This is a genomic window from Arthrobacter sp. KUASC02 (assembly GCF_059739395.1).
Genome location: NZ_AP046053.1, coordinates 1,338,980 through 1,359,023, shown reverse-complemented (window position 1 = coordinate 1,359,023; position 20,044 = coordinate 1,338,980). Strand labels below are relative to the sequence as shown.

Here is a 20,044-nt window from a genome sequence, read left to right as displayed (position 1 = left end):
CCCATAAGTCTTCCGACCAGCATCGAGGCGACCACCATGGAGACGAAGAAAGTTGTATCAGCCGTAGTACTGCAACCCGGTGAGGGAGCCCGCCGCTGGTTCTTCGGCGGCGGGGTACAGACCTGGAAAGCCACGGAAGAAGACACAGCCGGCGCGTTCCTGCTCTTCGAGGATGAAATGGCCCTCAATAAGGTCACTCCGCTTCATACCCATCCCGACTCGGACGAGACCATGTACATCCTGGCCGGCGAAATCCTGATGAACATGGACGGCACTGAGCACCGGGTCGCCGCGGGCGGACTGGTCATCGCGCCGAGGGGTGTACCGCATGCGTTCAAAGTCACCCAGGCGGGGACCCGCGTGCTCTGCCTGCACACACCTGGCGGCGCGCAGGCCTTCTACTTTGGCGCCAGCGAGCCCGTCGACGCCGATGATGACGGTGCCCGGGTGGTGGACTTTGACCGGATCCGCGAATCCGGGCGTGTGAACGGCGGCATTGAGATCATCGGGCCGCCTCCGTTTGATTAGGTCCGCCGTTTGATGAGGTCTGTGACGCCAGGGCAGCCCCGGCGTCCGCAGCGGTCAGAGGCCGGCGAGGTAGAGGCCGCGCTCCACGATCAACCGTTCCAGGTACCGGTGCAGCACCAGCTTCTCCACGATCCGGCCCAGCAGACCGAACGGCGCCGTGAACTCGACCCGGTCCGTCATGACGCTTCCGCTGGCTGTGGCTTCGAACTCGTGGACGTGGCGGAAGGCCTTGAACGGCCCGCGGACCTGCTCGTCCACAAACCTCTCGGGGAACTCCATTGAGGTGATGCGGCTGGTCATGCGGATCGGCACGCCGAAGTGCCGCGCCCGCCACGTGACCTCCTGCCCGGCACCGATCAGGCCCATCGTCACGCCAGCCACTGCCTGCTCCCCCGTGTCGGCCTGGGAGTCGAGGTGCGCATCGATGCTCCGGGCGAGGTTGAACAGCCGGTCCGGGGGCAGTACGGATTCGGTGCGGCACACGAAGCTGACGGTCATGGCGCCAGTCTGCCAGACTCCGCCCCGCGCGGCCGGGGCACCTCATCCAGACAGAACGGCAGAGCCCGACGGCGGGACTCGCCGTCGGGCTCTGCTCTTTGGTTCTGCTCCTGGCCCGGAGGCCCTAGCGGGTGCTGCCGGCGAGGAGGCCGCGGCGGCGCAGGAGGCGCTTTTCAATCGGCGCGAAGACCAGCAGTTCGATCAGGATGCCTACGGCGAGGATCAGCAGGATGGCCGACATCACGATCGTCATGTCCGCCAAGTCGCGGCCCTGGTTCAGCATGGAACCGAGGCCGAAGCCGATGGTGCCGCCCACTGCGATGATTTCGGCGGCCATGAGCGACCGCCAGGAGAATGCCCAGCCCTGCTTCAGTCCGCTCAGGTAGCCCGGCAACGCCGCCGGAAGGACGATCTGGAGGGCCATCTGCACACGGTTGGCGCCCAGCACCGTTCCCACGCTGCGGTACTGCGGCGGGATCTGGTCCACGCCGGAGATCAGGCCGTTGATGATGGACGGGATGGCGCCCATGAACACCACGAAGTACACCGTGGCGTCCGTGAGGCCGAACCAGATGATGGCCGCAGGCACCCAGGCCACGGAGGGCAGCACCTGCAGGCCGGAGATGAGCGGGCCGAACGCGCGGCGCAGCGGGGCCACCTGGGCCAGCAGGAGTCCGATCGGCGTCGCAATGACCACGCTGATCAGGAACCCGACGATGCCGCGCTGCAACGAGGTCCAGACGGCTTCCTGCAGTGAACCGTCGGCCCACAGGGTGCCGAACTGGCCAAGCACGTCGAGCGGTCCGGGTACCAGGTCGCGCCGCTTGAAGCCAAGGGACACGTAGAACTGCCAGGCCAGGACCAGCACCACGAGCGCCGCCACCGGGAGCAGGATACGGCTCCAGTCGATGCGCGCCGCGCGGGCTGCGTCCGACTGCAGCGAGTCAAGGCCGGATTCGAGCTCGCGCAGGTCTTCGTTGCCGGTGGAGGACCGGGTCAGGGCCGCGTGGACCTTCCGGCTCTCGGGCTCAGCGGTGTTTGACCCTGCCTGGCCGGAGATTGAGCTTGTCGAAATCGGGCTCTCGACGGGCTCGGCCAAGGGCGTTGGGTTATTTGGCATGGCGGCGGATCTCCTCTCGCAGCCGGGCGGTGATGACCCCGGTCAGCTGTCCGGCAAGACCGGCGTCGGTTCGGTGTTCCTCGGTGACGTTCCATTCCTGGACCACGCGGCCGGGGCGTGAGGACAGCAACAGCACACGCTGGCCCAGCCGGACGGCTTCGCGGACGTTGTGCGTCACAAAAACGATGGTGCGGCCGGTTTCCTTCCAGATCCGTTCCAGCTCGTCGTGGAGGAGGTCGCGGGTGATGGCGTCCAGCGCGGCGAAGGGCTCGTCCATGAGCAGCAACTGCCGGTCCTGGGCCAGGGACCGGGCCAGCGAGACGCGCTGGCGCATGCCGCCGGAGAGCTCGTGCGGGCGCTTGTCCCCGGCGCCGCCAAGGTGGACCAGGTCCAGGAGTTCGTTGGCCTTCGTGCGCCGTTCGGACTTGCCCACGCCGCGCAGCTTGAGGGCGAGCTCGATGTTTTCCCGGGCCGTCAGCCACGGGAAAAGGGCGGCGTCCTGGAACATGAAGGCTGCGCCGTCGCTGGGGACTTCAAGGGCGCCCGACGTCGGGAGTTCCAGTCCCGCCATGATGTTCAGCAGGGTGGATTTGCCGCAGCCGGAAGCACCCAGGAGCGCGACGAACTCGCCTTGGGCGATGCTGGCGTTGACGTCGTCCAGCACCGGGGCGCCGTCGCCGAAGCGTTTACCCAGGTTTTCCAGTACGACTGGCATGGTCCTGTCCTTACGTTGTTGGGGCTGGAGTTGATGCTGTGGGGGTGGTTCTGCTGCGTGCCGCTTAATCGTTGCCGAGTCCGGCGGCGCTGACCTTGCTGCCGCCGGTTTCGGCGGTGACGCTGTTCAGTGCCGTGAGGTCGAAGATGCCGCTGATGTCGGCTTCCTTGGTGGTGCCGGCGTCCACGCCGTCCTCGAGCAGCTTCTTGTAGGCTCCGGCGAGCGGATCCACGGTGAACACGATGTTCTTCAGCGACCGCTCGATAACGTCGGCAGGGAGTTCGGCTCCGCCGGACTCCTTCAGCGCGGTGTTCAACACGCTCGCCTTTTCCGCACCGGGGGTGTCATTGAGCCATTGGACCGATTCGGCGTGGCCCTTGAGCAGTGCTTTGACGGTCTCGGGGTGGTCGGTGGCGAACTTCTTGTTCACGATCAGGATGGTGGTTGGGAACTCGCCCGGCTTCCCGGTCAGGGACCCGTCCCACAGGTCCTTTTCGTCCACCAGCACCTTGGCGCCGGCCTGCAGCACCAGCCGGGAGGCCCACGGCTCGGGCAGCCACGCGCCGTCGAGCTTGCCGTCCTGGAACAGCTTCAGGGTCTGGGCGTTCTCGGTTGGGTTGATGGCCACGTCGCCGCTGCCGTCGGTGTTGGTCTTGTAGCCCTGCGCGGCCAGCCAGGCCCGCAGCGCCACGTCCTGGGTCCCGCCCAGCTGCGGCGTGGACAGGGTCTTGCCCTTCAAATCCGCCGCGGCGGCAATCTCCGGTTTCACCACCAGCTGCGCGCCGCCCGCCGCGGCACCGGCGATGATGCTCACGGACTCGCCCTTGCTCTTCACGAACGAGTTGATCGCCGGGTTCGGGCCGATGTAGGTGGCATCGATCGCACCGGCGTTGAGGGCTTCGATCGCGGCCGGACCGGCGTTGAACACCTGCGTGCTGAGCTTGGTCTCGCCCAGGCTCCTGGCAAGGAAGCCCTGCTTGACGCCCACCAGCGCCGGGGCGTGGGTGACGTTGCCGAAATAGCCCAGCTTCAATTCAGCGGCGGGCGTCGGAACGGGGGCCGCTGCCTGGGCTGAGGAATCACGGGAAAGGGTTGACGCCACCACGGCACCGGCGGCAATGAGCAGCACCAGGCCGAGGGCAACCAGGACCTCCACGGCGCGCTTGCGCTTCGGGTTGTTGCTCTCTCCTGCCACGATGCGGATCATTCCGGGCTGGGGACTTGTCATTGTTTCACCATAGGGAGTGACATAAACCCGTTCAATGAAGCGGAAACGGGGGGTCACGCGGGTTCATCTAGCGTCACATTCGGACGCCCGCCGGCAGCATCCCTAGGCGACGTAGGCGTCGGCTGCGGCTAGGGCGTCATCAAGAATGGCAAGGCCGGCGGCGGCGTCGGAGCGGTCCACGTTGAGCGGAGGGGCCACGTGGACACGGTTGCCCAGGACCAGCGGCAAAAGGCCCCGTTCCCGGCAGGCCTTGACGACGGAGACCATCGGTGCGTTCGCCGTACCCGTGGCTCCGGCCGGCACCAGGGGCTCCTTGCTCTGCCGGTCGCGGACCAGTTCGAGGGACCAGAGACCGCCGATGCCGCGAACGTCCCCGACGGACGCGTGCTTGTCGGCGAGCGCTCTGAGCCCGGGCCCCAGGACATCCGCGCCGAGGCGGGCAGCTGCCGCGACCGTGCCTTCCTCGTGCATGGCATTGATGGCGCCGACGGCGGCGGCGCAGGCGAGCGGGTGGCCGCTGTAGGTCAGGCCCGCCGGGTAGGGCCGTTTGGTGAACATCTCATAGATCGCCTCCCCCACGAGCACACCGCCCAGCGGCACATACCCGGAGTTCACGCCCTTCGCGAACGCCATCAGGTCTGGTGCCACGCCGTCGTGGTCAACACCGAACCAGGCTCCCGTGCGGCCGAAGCCGACCATCACCTCGTCCGCGATATAGACGATGCCGTGGCGGTCACACAGTTCGCGGACTCCTCGCAGGTAGCCGGCGGGCGGCACGATGACGCCCGAGCTGCCGATCACAGATTCCAGGACCAGGCCGGCGATCGTCGACGGGCCTTCCAGGAGGATGACCTGTTCAAGGTGGGCGAGTGCCCGCTCCGACTCCTCCTCCGGGGTGCTCGACCCGAACGCCGACCGGTACAGGAAGGGTCCGAAGAAGTGGACGGCGCCCTGCGAGCCCGTGTCCGAGGCCCAGCGGCGCGGGTCGCCGGTGAGGTGGATGGAGGCCGCCGTCGAGCCGTGGTACGAGCGGTAGGCGGCGAGGACCTTGGGCCGTCCGGTGTACAGCCGCGCCATCCTGACCGCATGCTCGATGGCTTCTGTCCCGCCGGTGGTGAACAGCACATGCCCGAGGCCCTTCGGTGCCACCTCCACAATCAGCCGCGCCGCCTCGCCCCGGACATCGGACGCGTGGCCGGGTGCGAGCGTGCACAGGCGGTCGGCCTGCTCCTTGATCGCAGCCACGATGCGCGGATGCTGGTGGCCGAGGTTGGTGAACACCAGCTGCGAGCCGAAGTCCAGGTAGCGCCGTCCGGCGTCGTCGACCACGTAGCTCCCGGAACCGCCGACCAGGGTGGGCACGTCGCGCGGCCCCTGCACGGCCCAGGGGTGGAAGACCAGGTCGTCGAGATTCATGACATCCTCCGTTTCATTTCTGTGGGCTGCCCGGGTTCAGTCGCCCTTGACGTTGACGAGCTGCCGGAGCCGGTGGCCGATCCTCACCAGGTCCTCCGCATCGCGCATTACGACGTCGATGGGTTTGTACGCCGCCGGAATCTCGTCGATGAAGGCTTCGGTGACACGGAATTCAATCCCCTGCATGGCCTTTTTCAGCTCGGCCAGGGAGAACGCCTTGCGCGCCGCCGTCCGCGAGTACTCGCGGCCCGCACCGTGCGGCGAGGAATTCAGGGCCACGCGGTTCCCGAGCCCGGCCACCACGTACGACGCCGTTCCCATGGACCCCGGAATGAGTCCGGGATCGCCGCGCTCGGCTTTGATGGCCCCCTTCCGGGACACCCACACGGATTTGCCGTAGTGCGTCTCCTGCCGGGTGAAGTTGTGGTGGCAGTTGATCCGTTCCCGTTCCAGTACTTTTCCGCCCGTCCAGTTGCCGAACTGGCTGATCACGCGGTCCATCATTTCCTCACGGTTCAGCAGGGCGAACTGCTGGGCCCAGTGCAGCTCCTCGATGTACCGCCTGAACTCTGCCGTGCCCTCTTCCAGGTAGGCGAGGTCGGCGTCGGGAAGCGCGATCCGTTTCTCCCGCGTCACGCGCCGGGCGACGCTGATGTGGTGCTGCGCGATCTTGTTGCCGACACCGCGGGAACCGGAATGCAGGAACAGCCAGATGGCATCCCTCTCGTCGGCGCAGACCTCGATGAAATGGTTGCCTGATCCCAGCGAGCCAAGCTGGAGCTCCCACTTCGGGACGTACTGGCCGGGATCAAACCTGGCCTTGGCAGCCCGCCGCCTCAGCTCGGCGATGCGCGGTTCGGCCGTGGCCAGGACCCTGCGGTTGTTGTGTCCGGCCGAAAGCGGGATGACGTGCTCGATGGACTCCCGCAGCCGTTTCCGGTCCGGCGGGAGGTCCTTGAGGAAGTACTGCGTCCGGACGGCAATCATGCCGCAGCCGATGTCCACTCCCACGGCCGCCGGAATCACGGCGCCCAGGGTGGGAATCACGGAGCCCACCGTGGCGCCCTTGCCCAGGTGGGCGTCCGGCATCAGCGCCAGATGCGGATAGATGAAGGGCAGCCGGGACGTTCTCACTGCCTGCTCCCGCGTCTGTGCGTCCAGGATGGAAGCCCAGTTGATGAGCCGGCTGTTGATGCGTTCCACGATCTTCCCTCCCGGCGGGATAGGGCGAAAGTAAGGCCGCGGCCCGGCAGTGTCAACACCCCGCGGCTCTAGTCCTGCATGCGCTCCAGCCGGTACGTCAGCTTCGCTTCCCGTTTGGGGTCGTCCCCCACGGATTTGGTGCGGGCAATGTAGTCCACGCCCCAGGTCTTCAGCAGGAAGTCGTCGGCAATCCGCACATGGCCGGCGGGGAACTTGTAGTCCATTCTCTTGGCCACACCGGACCAGTCTGCGGCACCGAAGAGCTCCTCGGCGTCGGCCACCGTCCGCACGCCGTTGGCGGCCAGCAGGTCCCCCAGCCAGCCGTACTGCCGGGCCTGGCTCCTGGGGTGTTCGGAGAGCAAGCGGCCCAGCATGTCCTGGAGGATGTCCCCGGTGAGCTCGGTAGCGGCGGGGTTGGCGGCGAACTCGGCCGTACTTTCGGCCTGACGGCGTTTGACGATGTCGTTGATCGCCGAGAACTGGGCGTCCGCGAGTTCGATGAGGGTTGACGCCATTGTGAACGCGCGGTCCACTTCCGCGTTGGCCTCCGCGAGGCTCTTGTAGCGGATGTCATGCTCGAAGGCGGCCCACGCATGCTGCAGCACGGTGCGGATCTGGACTTCGAAGCGCTCCCCGATGAACGGCTGGCAGCCCACGGGAACGTTTTCGTCGGGGACTTCCAGGATCAGGTGCCGGCCGGCGTAGCCGATCTGGCCGTTGCGCCGCTGGGAGCTTGTCTTGTCATCGTCCTCGCGGCAGTTGAATTGCCCCTTGAGTGCCGTTGCAACGTCGGCAATGTCGGGTTCGAGGAACATGATCACCCGGACCCCGATGAGGTCGTCGAGCTGCTCGAGCCCGTGTTCATACTTGAATCTGCCGTCCGCAGTGAGCCGGTCCAGCTTTCCCTTCACCGAACCGGGGTCCTTTACCCGCGCCTGCACGGTGTGGTGGTTGAGGCCGTCGTCGCGGAGCCGGGCGCGGATCGCATGCCCGATGGCATCCGACGCCGCATTCAGCCGGGGCAGCAGCGCACTGTAATGCTCCAGGGAGCTGGCAACAACCGAATCATGATCTTCCAACCGGTCCCCCTCAGATCAGCGCGCAGCGCATCTACCAAGCAGGGTATCCAAGGCCGCGGGTTTCAGCTACTGCCGGGCTTCCAGGTCCCCCGGAAAAACAGCGGCTTGTTCGCAGAACCCGTCCTTGAAGATCAGGTTTTGCGAACAAGCCGCTGTTCAGCGATATCAGATCGAGTAGCGCTCGTCCTCGTGGTCACCCGGGTGGTCGTTGACCAGGCCGGCGGCCAGGGTGTTGCCGTCCAGCGGATCAATCACCAGGAAGGCGCCGGTGCGGCGGTGGTGCAGGTAGTTTTCCAGCGGCAGCGGGGCGGCGAGCCGGAGCTGCGCGTGGCCGATGTCGTTGAGTTCGAGGCTGGACGCGCCCTCGAGCTTGAACGTGGCGAGGTCCAGTTTGCCGCTGACACTCCGGACCAGGGCCTGCACCGTGCGGGTGCCGTGCTTGACCAGCACCTTGGCGCCCTCGCGGAGCGGCTTCGGGGACAGCCAGCACAGCGCGGCGTACAGGTCGGCGGAGGCTTCGCGGACGGTGCCGGCAGCGGCAATCGTGTCACCGCGGGCGACGTCGAACTCGTCTGCAAGGCGGATCGCCACGGACTGCGGTGCAACAGCTTCGGTGAGCGAGGCGCCCGCGAAGTCGATGCCCGTCACCGCGGTGGTGCGCGGGGCCTGGCCGGGGGTCAGCACGCTGACCTTGTCCCCCACCTTCACCGAGCCTTCGGTGATCTGCCCTGCGTACGCACGGTAGTCGCGGTATGCCTCGACGTCCAGTCCGCCGGCGACAGCGTCGGGAGCCAGCGCGCCCTGCGGCCGGATGACCAGCTGCACGGGGAAGCGGAAGCTTTCGAGGTGGCTTTCCAGTTCGTCTGCGGCGGGCAGGGTCTCAAGCACCTCGAGCAGCGCGGGTCCGGTGTACCAGGGGGTGCGCTCCGAGCGCTCCACCACGTTGTCGCCGTCGAGGGCGGATACCGGAACCACCAGCAGGTCGGTTATCCCATCGGAACCAAGGCCGAGCTCGCGGCCCACCTGCTGCACGTCGGCTTCGATCTCGCGGAACACGGACTCGCTGAAGTCCACGAGGTCGATCTTGTTCACGGCCACGATCACGTGGGCCACGCGCAGCAGCTGCAGCACGGACAGGTGCCGGCGGGTCTGCTCCAGGACGCCCTTGCGGGCATCAATGAGTACGACGACGGCATCCGCGGTGGACGCGCCGGTCACCGTGTTCTTGGTGTACTGCACGTGCCCGGGGCAGTCCGCCAGGATGAAGCTGCGGCGGTCGGTGGCGAAGTAGCGGTACGCGACGTCGATGGTGATGCCCTGCTCGCGCTCGGCACGCAGGCCGTCGGTCAGGAGGGCCAGGTCGATGCCGCCGGCCGAGCCGCCGAAGCCGCGGTCCGCGGAAGTGCGGGCAACGGCGTCCAGCTGGTCGGCAAGGATCGCCTTGGAGTCGTGCAGGAGCCGGCCCACCAGGGTGGACTTGCCGTCGTCGACCGATCCGGCGGTGGCGAAGCGGAACAGCGAGGCATGCGCCAGCGGTGCCTCGTCAAGAAGGGCAGCCGCGCGGGCTGTATCGATTTCGGTGCTCATTAGAAATAGCCATCCTTCTTGCGGTCTTCCATGGCGGCCTCGGAGATGCGGTCATCCGCACGGGTGGCGCCACGTTCAGTGATGGTGGAGGCGGCAACTTCAATGACGACGTCGCGCACCGTGGCGGCGGCTGACTCAACAGCGCCGGTGCAGGACATGTCGCCGACCGTCCGGTAGCGGACGGTCTTGGTGATGACTTCCTCATCCGGGCGCGGCTGCGAGACCTCGCCCACTGCGCGCCACATGCCGTCGCGGGCAAAGACTTCGCGGTCGTGGGCGTAGTACAGGCCGGGCAGCTCGATGTTTTCGCGCTCGATGTAGCGCCACACGTCCAGCTCGGTCCAGTTGCTGATGGGGAATGCGCGCACGTGCTGGCCCACGGTGTGGCGGCCGTTGTACAGGTTCCACAGCTCGGGGCGCTGGTTGCGCGGATCCCACTGGCCGAATTCGTCGCGGAGGCTCAGGATGCGCTCCTTGGCGCGGGCCTTGTCCTCGTCGCGGCGGCCGCCGCCGAAGACGGCGTCGAACTTGTTGCGCTGGATCGCGTCCAGCAGCGGGACGGTCTGCAGCGGGTTGCGGGTGCCGTCGGCACGCTCGGCCAGTTCGCCGGAATCGATGAACTCCTGCACGGAGCCGACAACCAGCTTCAGGCCCAGGCGCTCCACGGTGCGGTCGCGGAAGTCGATGACCTCCGGGAAGTTGTGGCCGGTGTCCACGTGCAGCACGGGGAAAGGAACCTTGCCCGGCCAGAACGCCTTGGTGGCGAGGTGCAGCATGACCACGGAGTCCTTGCCGCCGGAGAACAGCAGCGCAGGCTTCTCGAACTCGGCCACGACTTCGCGGATGATGTGGATGGCCTCTGACTCGAGGGTGTCCAGGCTGGAGAGGCGCGTGGAAACGGCAGCGTCAGTCACCTGGGTGGGCTCCTCAGTTAGGTAAGTGCTCATACGTGTAGTCCGCATTCTGTCTTGTCGGTTCCTGCCCAGCGGCCGGCGCGGGGGTCATCGCCGGGCGCTACCTTGCGGGTGCAGGGCTGGCAGCCAATGGACGGGTAGCCCTGTGAAAGCAGCGGGTTGACGGGAAGGAGGTTGTCGTCGGAGTACTGCACCAGCTGGTCGAAGCTCCACGCTGCCACCGGGTTGACCTTGACCAGGCCGTTGGTTTCGTCCCAGGTGATCAGCGGGGTGTTGGTGCGGGTGGGGGCTTCGTCGCGGCGCACACCGGTGAACCACAGTTCGTAACCGGCGAGGGTGCGGCGCAGCGGGGCCACCTTGCGGAGGGCGCAGCACTGGGCGGCGTCCCGTGCAAAGAGGTCCTTGCCGAGGAGCCGGTCCTGCTGCTCCACGGTGTTTTCCGGGAGCACATCCACCACGTTGACGCGGAGGTTTGCGGCCACCTCGTCGCGCGTGGCGTAGGTTTCCGGGAAGTGGTAGCCGGTCTCCAGGAACAGGACGTCGACGCCGGGAAGCTGGTCGGCAACGAGGGCCGGCAGGACGGCGTCGGCCATGGAGCAGGCCACGGCAACGGCGGGCAGGTCGAAGTTCCGGGCAACCCAGGCGATGACGTCGCGGGCCGGGGCGTCCCAGCCGAGCTCGGCAGCGCCGGCCTCGGCCAGGGCCTTGAGCTCGTCGTGCGAACGGAGTACGGGATCTACCCCCAGGGCGTGCTTGCTCACTGAAGTGCCTCCTCATCTGCTGCGTGGGCCCACTCGGCGAAGGTCTGGCCTTCGGCGTGCTCGGCCACGAACTTCCGGACGACGCGCTCGACGTAGTCGGGCAGGTCCTCGACGTAGACCTTCAGTCCGCGGACGGTGCGGCCGAGGCCGGCCTCTTCGCGGGTGGAGGAAGCCAGCCCGCCGCCCAGGTGGACCTGGAAGCCGGGGCTGGGATCGCCGTCGGGCGTTGGCAGCATCATGCCCTTGAGTCCGATATCCGCGGTCTGGATGCGGGCGCAGGAGTTGGGGCAGCCGTTGATGTGCAGGGACAGGGCGTGCGGCAGCTGGCCGCTCTCGGCGAGGTCGGCGAGGCGGCGTTCCAGCTCGGCCACGGCGGTTGCCGCAGTGACCTTGGTTTCCACGATGGCCAGCTTGCAGTATTCGATGCCGGTGCAGGCGATGGTGCCGCGGCGGAACACGGACGGCCGGGCGGAGAGGCCCAGGGCGTCGAGCTCGGCCACGAGCGGTTCAACCTCGTCCTTGGGCACATCCAGCACCACGAGCTTCTGGTGCGGGGTGGTGCGCAGGCGGTAGGAGCCGCGGGCCTCGAGGGTGTCCGCGAGCTTGACCAGCTGGGCGCCGGAGAGCCGGCCGGCAATGGGGGTGGCGCCGATGAAGAACTTGCCGTCCTTCTGTTCGTGCACGCCCACGTGGTCGCCCGGGGTCGAGGGCTTGGGTGCCGCGGGACCGTCAGCGAGCTTGTAGCCGAGGTATTCGTCCTCGAGGATCTGGCGGAACTTCTCCGGACCCCAGTCGGCCATCAGGAACTTCAGGCGTGCCTTGGTGCGCATGCGGCGGTAACCGTAGTCGCGGAAGATGCTGGTGACGCCGAGCCACACGTCGGCCGCCTGCTCGGGCGTGACGAAGGCGCCGAGGCGCTTGCCCAGCATGGGGTTGGTGGACAGCGCGCCGCCGGCCCAGAGGTCGTAGCCGATGCCGAGTTCGGGGTGCTTGACGCCGACGAGGGCGAAGTCGTTGATCTCGTGCACCACGTCCTGGCTGGGGTGGCCGGTGATGGCGGTCTTGTACTTGCGCGGCAGGTTGGACAGCAGCGGGTTGCCGATGAAGCGCTCCCCCAGCTCGTGGATGAGCGGGGTGGGGTCGATGATCTCGTCCTTGGCGATGCCGGCCACGGGCGAGCCCAGGATGACGCGGGGAACGTCGCCGCAGGCTTCGGTGGTGGACAGGCCGTTGCTTTCGAGGCGGCGCCAGATCTCGGGGATGTCCTCCACGCGGATCCAGTGCAGCTGGATGTTCTGGCGGTCGGTGAGGTCCGCGGAGTCCCGGGCGAAGTCGACGGAGATCTGGCCGATGACGCGCAGCTGCTCGGTGGTGAGCGCACCGCCGTCGATCCGGACGCGGAGCATGAAGTACTTGTCTTCGAGCTCGTGCGGCTCCAGCGTGGCGGTCTTGCCGCCGTCGATCCCGGGCTTGCGCTGCGTGTACAGGCCCCACCAGCGGAAGCGGCCGTGCAGGTCCTGGCCCGGAATGGAGTCGAAGCCGTCCTTGGAGTAGATGGACTCGATACGCTCGCGGACGTTGAGGCCGTCGTCCTCCTGCTTCCAGGTTTCGTTGGCGTTGAGCGGCGTGGTGCCGTCCACCTTCCACTGGCCGTGCGGCTTCGCTGCCGGTCGGTTGGCGCGTGCGGGTCGCTTTGCGGCAGCGGAGTCCGCGGACGCTCCGGCTAGAGCTGTATCAGTCATGCCTCGACTGTAGGTCCCACCGGAAAGCCGTCACAAAGGGTCAGAAACGCGAGGTCACCTAGGGAAACATTTCGTCATGAATCGCCGAAAAGCCTTGAAGAAGCCCGGTGCCTGTGCATGGTCCGGGGGGCTTTTAACCGCCCGCTGCGACGGCCGCGTCCGCAGCAGCGACGGCCGCGTCATAACGGTCCAGCGCAATCTGGGCCATGAGCTTGGAAGGCAGCAGCGGCTCCGTGACGATGTCCGCTTCAGCCTTGGCCAGCTGGTCGTGGAAGAAGCCGTGTGCCAACAGGTAGGAGGCGATGATGACCCGTCCCTGGCCCTCCCCGCCGGGGTATTCGGCACGGAGGGAGGCGACGGCGTCGGGCACCGACGGCTTGGCGGCCGCACCGTAGGCGGGAACAATCCTGTTGCCCCGCAGCGCCCGGAGGTGTTCGGCGAGCTCTTCGACGCTAACCGATGCTTTGGGGTTGGTGGATCCGGCGGCCGCCAGCACCACGGCGTCGTGCTCCGTGGCCCCGGCCTCCCGCAGCCGCTGGTCGAGGATCTCCGCCAGCCGCGGGTCCGGTCCCAGCGGCTCCGAGGCACTGGACCCTTCCCTGCTGCGCGCCGCCTTCGCGATGTCCACCTTGGTGTGGAAGCCCACGCTGAGCAGCAGCGGCACGATGACGGCTGCTTCCCCTTCCGGCAGCCCGGCCATGACGTCCACCAGGTCGGGGTCCTGGACATCCACATAGGCTTCCCGGACATCCAGGCCGGGGCGCAGCGAGCTGATGTCGACACGGAGGCCGTTGACCTCGGCGCCGCCCAGCGGGCTGGACGTTCCGTGGGCACAGGCGATCATGATGGGGCTATTCATAGGGGCTAGCGTAACGTTGGAGCAGCCCCATCCGCCCCTTCCACACTGACCGGGACGACCATTGACCATCTCATTCGACGCCGTTCAGGTCTGGCTGGATCTGGCCGGTGTCTTCTTCTTCGCGGTCTCCGGATCCCTGCTGGCGGCGCGGAAGCAGTTCGACATCCTCGGGTCCCTGCTGCTCGCCTCCCTGGTGTCCCTGGGCGGCGGCGTGATCCGCGACATTATCCTCAACAGCGGCCCTCCCGCGGCGTTCACCAACCCGGCCTACCTGGCTCCCCCGCTGCTGGCCACCGTGCTGGTGTACTTCCTGTTTTCCAGCGTCCAGCGCTACACGTCGCTGCTCATCTTGTTCGACGCCGGCGGGCTGGCACTGTTCTGCATCACCGGCACGCTGAAGGCGCTGTCCGCCGGGATGAACCCGGTAGCGGCCGTGCTGCTGGGGGTCACGACGGCGGTGGGCGGCGGCCTGCTGCGCGACATCACTGCCAATGAGGTGCCCCAGCTCTTCGACCCCAAGGACCTCTATGCGCTCCCCGCGTTCACCGGGGCTGCCCTCACCACCATCCTGTGGGTTTCGGGATCCTTCAACGCGCTCACGGCAGGCGCCGTTGCCGCCGTCGTATTCGCCTTCCGGGTGACGGCGTGGCGCCGTTCCTGGTACGTTCCGCTGGCCGTCCGGGGGTGGCACCGGCTGGGCCTGGGGGCGGCGGAAAAGGGCGGCCGCGATTAGCTAGGATAAGAACCATGACTGACATGTTCCTCGAGAAGTTCCGCGCGCTTGTTCCGAAGTATCTCGAAGACGAATGGCAGGAAGAGGACGGGCTGTCCCCCGAAGAACTCGACGAGGCCCTGTCCGAGCACCAGTTCCAGGTCCCCTTGGTCCTGCGGGAGTTCTACCTGGCAGTGGGCGGCTGCGAGGACCTCATGGAGGCGTATCACTACTTCTGGGACCCCGAGGAACTCGAAGTTGATGACGAAGGCTTCCTGATGTTCCTCGAGGATGAGGAAGAACAGTTCACCTGGGGCTTCCGTGTGGGCGACCTCGGCGTCCCGGACCCCATCGTGTACCGCCGCAACAACGCCCGCGGCCAGTGGAAGAGCGAAGAAGGCACGTTCTCCGAGTTCGTGTTCGACATGTTCGAGTGGGCGTTCGAGGGCGAAGAGGACTAGGGTCCGGCCGCCGCCTTCCGCGTTTCTCCTTCCGCCGTCGTGACCCTGTTTCAGCCCCAAGGCCCCGCGACACGCCCCTGCTCCGGCGTGTCTGGCCACGGCCCGGCCGAAAAGGGTCACGACGGCGACGCGAGGCACTGTGGCTGGCTCACCACGCGGGGGCGAACCTGCCTTCCCTGTAGAGCCGCAGTATGGCCAGAACCTCCTCCACCATGGCCTCGGGGTTGTGCACCACATCGCCGTAGTAGTAGCGAAGTGTCAGCCTTCCCCCGAGCATACTGACCCTGCTCCGGCGGTGGTCCTTCTTGATCTGCCGGGGTTCGAAATGGGTCGAGCCGTCCAATTCAACCACCAGGCATTCCTCCACCAGGCAGTCCACTTCGCCCACGCCCGGCAGTTCCACGTGCATTCGAACTCTGAGGCCTGCACGGACGAAATGAGTGTGGGCCAGTATCTCCAGCGGCGAGTCAGCACGTCGAATCAAGAGGTCCAATACGGAAAGGGCCCTGCCGTTCCGCCTCCCCGGCAGCTGCGTCCTGAGGAACTCGGGCGATATCAGCCCGCGGCCCACTGCTGACTGCACCATCACCAGCGCTTCGAGTTCGGGCAGGCACCTCAGTGCGTGGATCAGCACGTCAGCCAGGCCGGCCGCAGGCAGTGACGGATGCCCCGGGTGGGTGCAAGGTGCGTGGTCCACGACTCCCGGCCTCGGGATTCCGTTCCCGCAGCTCAAATGCACATTCCGCGGCTGGTGCAGAGCCCAGAGATGGTAGAGCGGGGCCGCGGAAATACACGTGAGCCTGCCGTTCGCCCGAAAGGCGGCCAGGACGGCGTCGTCCGCGGCTGCTGTCGCGTAGATGCCCCTCAACGGGCGGATCAGCAGGCCGCCTGCCACCGCGGCCTCAAGCTCCGCCCGCTGAAAGCCGCCGGCCAGCAACTGGCTTCGTTTTGCCGCTCCGCCCCGATGCCGGAGAAATCCAAGGAGGTCCATCCCGCCATGGTGCTTCCGCGATTCAGGCTGCAACAGCACGCGGCGAGGCTATGTGGACAAACTTCAGCCGCCGTGCCGACCCTGTTTCTAAGCCAACTACCTGCGACAAGCCGTGTCCGCCGCGATTTAGTGTATGCAGCCAGCAAAACAGGGTCACGACGGACGCGGCCGGCACCCCAAGAACTGTGACACGCTGATTAACATCATGGTTCGCATTTGTGACAAAGCTGTCATAGACTAATTCACGGATCCACTAAATGCCTCCGGTGGATCTGATGCGAACGGAGAAATGGCCCCGGTTCGACGCAGCGTATGACTCGTATTGCTGCAGAGAACCGGGGCCATACCGTTTAAGCCTGACATCGCCCCGCACGCGGCAGGGCCCGAGGGACACCAACCGGCGGACCAGGACCCGGCTACACGTCCCCGAGGTCTTGGCGGTCCAGGCGCTCTTCCATCCGCCGCAGGGCTGCCGCAGCAACGTCAGCTTCCCGGCCCCGTTCTCCGGCCAACGCAAGGAGCGGCGCCGCGGAGTCAGCCTCGCAGATGTCGCCGATTGCCTTGAGTGCCGCCAGTCGCACACGCTCGACAGGGTCTCCTGCCAGACGGACCAGCGCGGGCGCGGCCTCCGCGATTTCCCGCAGCCTGCACACCTTGGCGCACATCTCCCGGACACGCCAGTGCGGGTCGGCCAGTCCCGCGATCACAGGGAGTTCGGCCCGCGGGTCCCATACATAGAGAAAGGTCCGGGCACCCCACACCCTGAACCAGTAGGGCTCCCAGTCCGGATTGCCGCCGAGCAGCCTGACGTCAAGGCCGCCGGCAGGGCTGCCAGCAGGGCTGCCGCCGGCCAGGAGTTCCGCGGCCCATTCCACCACCTCGTCCATGCCGTAGAGGTCCACGGCCCGGCCGATAAGCACTGACGGATGCGGCCTCACGGCAGGCGGCTCCCCTTCACGCGGCTCCACGCGGCGTTGAGAAGACTAGCTCGCGCGGTCCACCACGGCCAGCGCGAAGCTGGTGAGCGATGACTTGACCACGCCTTCGGGCAGCGGCGCCAGCGCGGCGATGGCCTCATCGGCCCAGGCGCGCGCCACAACCCACGATTCCGCAGTAACCCGGTGCTCGCGCAGGCCCGCCACGGCGGCGGCGAGTGCCTCATCCGAGGAGAGGTCGCCGTCGATTAGTTTCAAAAGTTCGACGGCGGACTGGTCGCCTTCGGCGGCGGCGTTGCGCAGGAGCAGCACCGGCAGGGTGGGCACGCCTTCGCGCAGGTCCGTGCCCGGGGACTTGCCGGACTTGACCTTGACGCCGGTGACGTCGATGACGTCGTCGGCCAGCTGGAAGGCCACACCGATCTTCTCGCCGTACTCCACCAGCAGCGGCTCGTACGCTTCATCCGCACCGGAGAAGATGGCGCCAAGCTGGCCGGAAGCAGCCACCAGGGATCCGGTCTTGTCCGCGATGACGGACAGGTAGTGCTCCACCGGGTCCTCGTCGGGGCGGGGCCCCACGGTCTCGTGCAGCTGGCCGAGGCACAGCCGTTCGAAGGTGCGGGCCTGGATTCCCAGCGCGCGAGAGCCGAGCTCGGACACCAGGATGGACGCGCGGGCGAAGATCAAGTCTCCAGTGAGGACGGCCACGGAGTTGCCCCAGACCTCGTGGGCGGTGGGCGCGCCGCGGCGGAACGGGGCCGAGTCCATCACGTCGTCGTGGTACAGGGTGGCCAGGTGCGTCAGCTCAACCACCACGGCAGCCTGCACTACGGCCGGCCTCGAGGCGTCACCGAGGTGGGCGCAGAGAAGGGCCAGCAGCGGGCGGATCCGTTTGCCGCCGGCTTCCACCAGGTGGCGCGACGTTGCGTCAGCCAGCGGATCGGAGTTGGCGATGGCCTCGCGGAGCTTCTTTTCCACGCGGGCAAGGTTGGTGGTGATGGCGGGGCCCAGCTCCGGGTCTTCGGCGATGGCGGCAAAACCGGCCGGCAGTTGGAGCCCGGTGGCGATGGCGGTGGTGCTGGGCTCGGGCTCCCTGGCGTCCGGCAGGCCGTGTCCGGCGTGGGTCCAGCTGTGCTTGGCAGAGTTCGTCACGGGTTAACCCTAACTTTTTGTTGCGGAAACCGCGGAGGTGTAGCTGGACGGGGACAGGGAGGTGTTGGACGTGGCAGGCACCAGCGCCTCCAGGAGCCTGATCACCCGGTCCTCGAATCCCTTGGCTGATTCATCCGTGACGTTGGCCATCAGCCGGACTACGAACTTCATGAGGGCGGGCAGCGGCATGCCGGTCCGGAGCGCGAGCTTCATCACGGACGGCTTGCCGATCACCGAGGCGAACGCGCGGCCCAGGGTGAAGTGGCTCCCCCACTGGCCGCGCACATAGTCCGCGTACCCCTTGAAGTGGAGGTCAGCGTCGTCGTGCGTCCATTTGGCGTAACGGCTCTGCCAGGTGCTGGCGTCGATGACATATTCGGCCGCAAAGCGGGCGGATTCCATGGCGTAGGAAATGCCCTCGCCGTTGAACGGGGACACCATGCCGCCGGCGTCGCCCAGGAGCAGCAGGCCGGGATAGTAGTGCGGGGTGCGGTTGAAGCCCATGGGCAGGGCGGCGCCGCGGATCTCGCCCACCTGGTTTTCCGGGGTGAAGCCCCATTCGGCGGGCATGCCGGCGGTCCATTCGCGCAGGACCTGTTTGTAGTCGAGCTTGCCGAATTCCGCGGAGGAGTTCAGGATGCCCAGGCCCACGTTGGAGGTTCCGTCGCCCACGCCGAACACCCAGCCGTAGCCGGGGAGCAGCCCGCCGTCGCGGCCGGGGAGCTCCAGCCAGCCTTCCATCCAGTCGTCGTCGTGGCGCGGGCTGGTGAAGTAGGTGCGTACGGCGACGCCGAGCGGGCGGTCGTCGCGCTTCTGGATGCCCAGGGACACGGCGGTTCGGGATGAGTTTCCGTCTGCTGCCAGTACGACGTCGGCATGGAAGTCACGCGTCTCGCCCGTCTTGCGTCCGGACTCGTCAAGGAGCGCTGCGCGCGCGCCGATGACGCGGCCGTCCGGCGCGCGCAGGGCTTCGGTGACGCTGTGCCCTTCGAGGACGGTGGCCCCGGCGGCCTGGGCGTGCCGGGCCAGTTCCTCGTCGAAGCCCAGGCGCGTGCGGATCAGCCCGTACGTGGGGAAATCGGAAACTTCCGGCCAGGGCAGTTCGATGGTGCGGCCGCCGGCGATCAGCCGAAGGCCCTTGTTGCGGCGCCAGCCGGCCTCCTCGGAATGCGGGAGGCCGAGCTTCTGGATCTCGCGGACGGCGCGGGGAGTGAGCCCGTCACCGCAGACCTTCTCGCGCGGGAACCTGGTTTTTTCCAGCACCGTGACGGGGATGCCGGCCTTGGCGAGGTAGTAGGCGGCAGTGGACCCTGCGGGGCCGGCGCCGACGATCAGTACGTTCACGGCAGGTTCGGCTAGCCCGCGGGCCGGGTGATGTTGCGGCGGAGCTTGGCCACGGGGCCGGTGTGGTTGGCGATGGCCGAGGCACTGCCGTCCGGCGTTGAACCGGCGGGCTTGTGCGCGCGGTGCACGGCAACGATGCCGCCGCTGAGGTTGCGGTAGGTGACCTTTTCCCAGCCGGATTCCTGCAGCCAGCCGGCCAGGTGGTCCTGGTCCGGCCAGGCACGGATGGACTCGGCCAGGTACACGTACGCGTCCGGGTTGGAGGAGACCTTCACGGCGATGGCGGGCAGTGCGCGCATGAGGTATTCGGTGTACATGGTGCGCCACAGGGGAACCACGGGCTGGGAGAACTCGGCGATGACCAGCTTTCCGCCGGGCTTGGTGACGCGCAGCATTTCCGCCAGGGCCTTCTTGGGCTCGTTGACGTTGCGCAGGCCGAAGGAGATGGTGGTGGCGTCAAAGCTGTTGTCAGCGAACGGCAGGCGGGTGGCGTCACCGGCGATGAAGTCGATGTCGGGGCGGCGGCGTTTGCCCACTTTGAGCATTCCCAGGGAGAAGTCGCAGGCGATGACGTCGATCCCCGCGTCCGCGTAGGGCTCGCTGGAGGTGCCCGTTCCGGCGGCGAGGTCCAGCACCCGCTGGCCCGCCTTCACATCCATCGCTTCGACGACTACCCGGCGCCAGCGGCGCGTCTGTCCCATGGACAGGACATCGTTCACGACGTCGTATTTGGGGGCGACGTCGTCAAACATCGTGGCTACTTCGTCCGGACGCTTATCCAAGGATGCTCGGTTCACCA

Annotated in this window: 18 protein-coding genes and 2 pseudogenes; 3 read left to right on the top strand and 17 right to left on the bottom strand. The window is 67.2% G+C overall.

Annotated elements, in window-relative coordinates:
• The first annotated feature begins 36 nt into the window (after positions 1-36).
• Positions 37-528 carry a cupin domain-containing protein gene (locus tag AC6JAC_RS06185; protein WP_497963949.1) on the top strand — a complete coding sequence of 164 codons (492 nt, stop codon included), beginning with the start codon at positions 37-39 and terminating at the stop codon, positions 526-528.
• Between the two features lie 54 nt (positions 529-582).
• Here the strand turns inward: AC6JAC_RS06185 and AC6JAC_RS06180 are convergent, their stop codons facing one another.
• The 12 genes and pseudogenes from AC6JAC_RS06180 to AC6JAC_RS06125 all read right to left on the bottom strand — a co-directional run bounded on the left by AC6JAC_RS06180 (position 583) and on the right by AC6JAC_RS06125 (position 13,650).
• On the bottom strand, positions 583-1,026 hold the full coding sequence (locus AC6JAC_RS06180; RefSeq protein WP_497963947.1) for an SRPBCC family protein: 444 nt from the start codon (positions 1,024-1,026) through the stop codon (positions 583-585).
• Positions 1,027-1,150: 124 nt separating this feature from the next.
• Positions 1,151-2,146 (bottom strand): ABC transporter permease, encoded by a 996-nt coding sequence (locus AC6JAC_RS06175; protein WP_497963945.1) that lies wholly within the window; start codon positions 2,144-2,146, stop codon positions 1,151-1,153.
• The gene (locus AC6JAC_RS06170) at positions 2,136-2,861 is read right to left on the bottom strand and encodes an ABC transporter ATP-binding protein (RefSeq protein WP_028272786.1); all 726 of its coding nucleotides are present in this window, start codon (positions 2,859-2,861) and stop codon (positions 2,136-2,138) included. Before AC6JAC_RS06170 ends, AC6JAC_RS06175 begins: the two co-directional genes overlap by 11 nt.
• Before the next feature lie 64 nt (positions 2,862-2,925).
• Entirely contained in the window at positions 2,926-4,089 is a 1,164-nt protein-coding gene (locus tag AC6JAC_RS06165) for an ABC transporter substrate-binding protein (RefSeq protein WP_497963942.1), read from the bottom strand.
• Between the two features lie 102 nt (positions 4,090-4,191).
• A pseudogene (locus tag AC6JAC_RS06160) lies at positions 4,192-5,517 on the bottom strand (aspartate aminotransferase family protein); the annotation flags it as partial.
• A 24-nt stretch (positions 5,518-5,541) separates the two neighbouring features.
• Positions 5,542-6,708 carry an RtcB family protein gene (locus tag AC6JAC_RS06155; RefSeq protein WP_497963940.1) on the bottom strand — a complete coding sequence of 389 codons (1,167 nt, stop codon included), beginning with the start codon at positions 6,706-6,708 and terminating at the stop codon, positions 5,542-5,544.
• A 68-nt stretch (positions 6,709-6,776) separates the two neighbouring features.
• A complete protein-coding gene (locus AC6JAC_RS06150) occupies positions 6,777-7,787 on the bottom strand; it encodes a GTP pyrophosphokinase (RefSeq protein WP_497963938.1) in 1,011 nt (336 codons plus the stop codon).
• A 165-nt stretch (positions 7,788-7,952) separates the two neighbouring features.
• Complete coding sequence (locus tag AC6JAC_RS06145; protein WP_497963936.1) at positions 7,953-9,374, bottom strand: sulfate adenylyltransferase subunit 1; 1,422 nt, start codon at positions 9,372-9,374, stop codon at positions 7,953-7,955.
• Positions 9,374-10,321, bottom strand: a complete 948-nt coding sequence (gene cysD, locus AC6JAC_RS06140) for a sulfate adenylyltransferase subunit CysD (RefSeq protein ID WP_028271589.1) — start codon at positions 10,319-10,321, stop codon at positions 9,374-9,376. The genes AC6JAC_RS06145 and cysD overlap by 1 nt, the downstream gene beginning before the upstream one ends.
• Positions 10,318-11,049 carry a phosphoadenylyl-sulfate reductase gene (locus AC6JAC_RS06135; protein ID WP_028271588.1) on the bottom strand — a complete coding sequence of 244 codons (732 nt, stop codon included), beginning with the start codon at positions 11,047-11,049 and terminating at the stop codon, positions 10,318-10,320. Before AC6JAC_RS06135 ends, cysD begins: the two co-directional genes overlap by 4 nt.
• Positions 11,046-12,791 carry a nitrite/sulfite reductase gene (locus AC6JAC_RS06130; RefSeq protein WP_028271587.1) on the bottom strand — a complete coding sequence of 582 codons (1,746 nt, stop codon included), beginning with the start codon at positions 12,789-12,791 and terminating at the stop codon, positions 11,046-11,048. The genes AC6JAC_RS06135 and AC6JAC_RS06130 overlap by 4 nt, the downstream gene beginning before the upstream one ends.
• 54 nt (positions 12,792-12,845) lie before the next feature.
• Positions 12,846-13,650: pseudogene (locus AC6JAC_RS06125) on the bottom strand (sirohydrochlorin chelatase).
• Positions 13,651-13,711: 61 nt separating this feature from the next.
• Between AC6JAC_RS06125 and AC6JAC_RS06120 the strand changes: the two are divergent.
• Together AC6JAC_RS06120 and AC6JAC_RS06115 are read left to right on the top strand one after the other, a co-directional pair.
• The gene (locus AC6JAC_RS06120) at positions 13,712-14,383 is read left to right on the top strand and encodes a trimeric intracellular cation channel family protein (RefSeq protein WP_028271586.1); all 672 of its coding nucleotides are present in this window, start codon (positions 13,712-13,714) and stop codon (positions 14,381-14,383) included.
• Positions 14,384-14,397: 14 nt separating this feature from the next.
• Positions 14,398-14,823 carry a hypothetical protein gene (locus tag AC6JAC_RS06115; protein WP_028271585.1) on the top strand — a complete coding sequence of 142 codons (426 nt, stop codon included), beginning with the start codon at positions 14,398-14,400 and terminating at the stop codon, positions 14,821-14,823.
• A 148-nt stretch (positions 14,824-14,971) separates the two neighbouring features.
• Here AC6JAC_RS06115 and AC6JAC_RS06110 read toward each other — a convergent pair whose 3' ends face one another.
• From AC6JAC_RS06110 to AC6JAC_RS06090, 5 genes are all read right to left on the bottom strand, one after another.
• Entirely contained in the window at positions 14,972-15,853 is an 882-nt protein-coding gene (locus AC6JAC_RS06110) for an endonuclease domain-containing protein (protein ID WP_497963933.1), read from the bottom strand.
• Between the two features lie 377 nt (positions 15,854-16,230).
• Positions 16,231-16,752, bottom strand: a complete 522-nt coding sequence (locus AC6JAC_RS06105; RefSeq protein ID WP_051628948.1) for a HEAT repeat domain-containing protein — start codon at positions 16,750-16,752, stop codon at positions 16,231-16,233.
• Between the two features lie 45 nt (positions 16,753-16,797).
• Positions 16,798-17,901 carry a polyprenyl synthetase family protein gene (locus AC6JAC_RS06100; protein WP_028271583.1) on the bottom strand — a complete coding sequence of 368 codons (1,104 nt, stop codon included), beginning with the start codon at positions 17,899-17,901 and terminating at the stop codon, positions 16,798-16,800.
• Between the two features lie 9 nt (positions 17,902-17,910).
• Positions 17,911-19,245: a geranylgeranyl reductase family protein gene (locus AC6JAC_RS06095; protein ID WP_028271582.1), complete on the bottom strand. Its 1,335-nt coding sequence runs from the start codon at positions 19,243-19,245 to the stop codon at positions 17,911-17,913.
• An 11-nt stretch (positions 19,246-19,256) separates the two neighbouring features.
• Entirely contained in the window at positions 19,257-20,042 is a 786-nt protein-coding gene (locus tag AC6JAC_RS06090; RefSeq protein WP_497966769.1) for a demethylmenaquinone methyltransferase, read from the bottom strand.
• Positions 20,043-20,044: the final 2 nt, after the last annotated feature.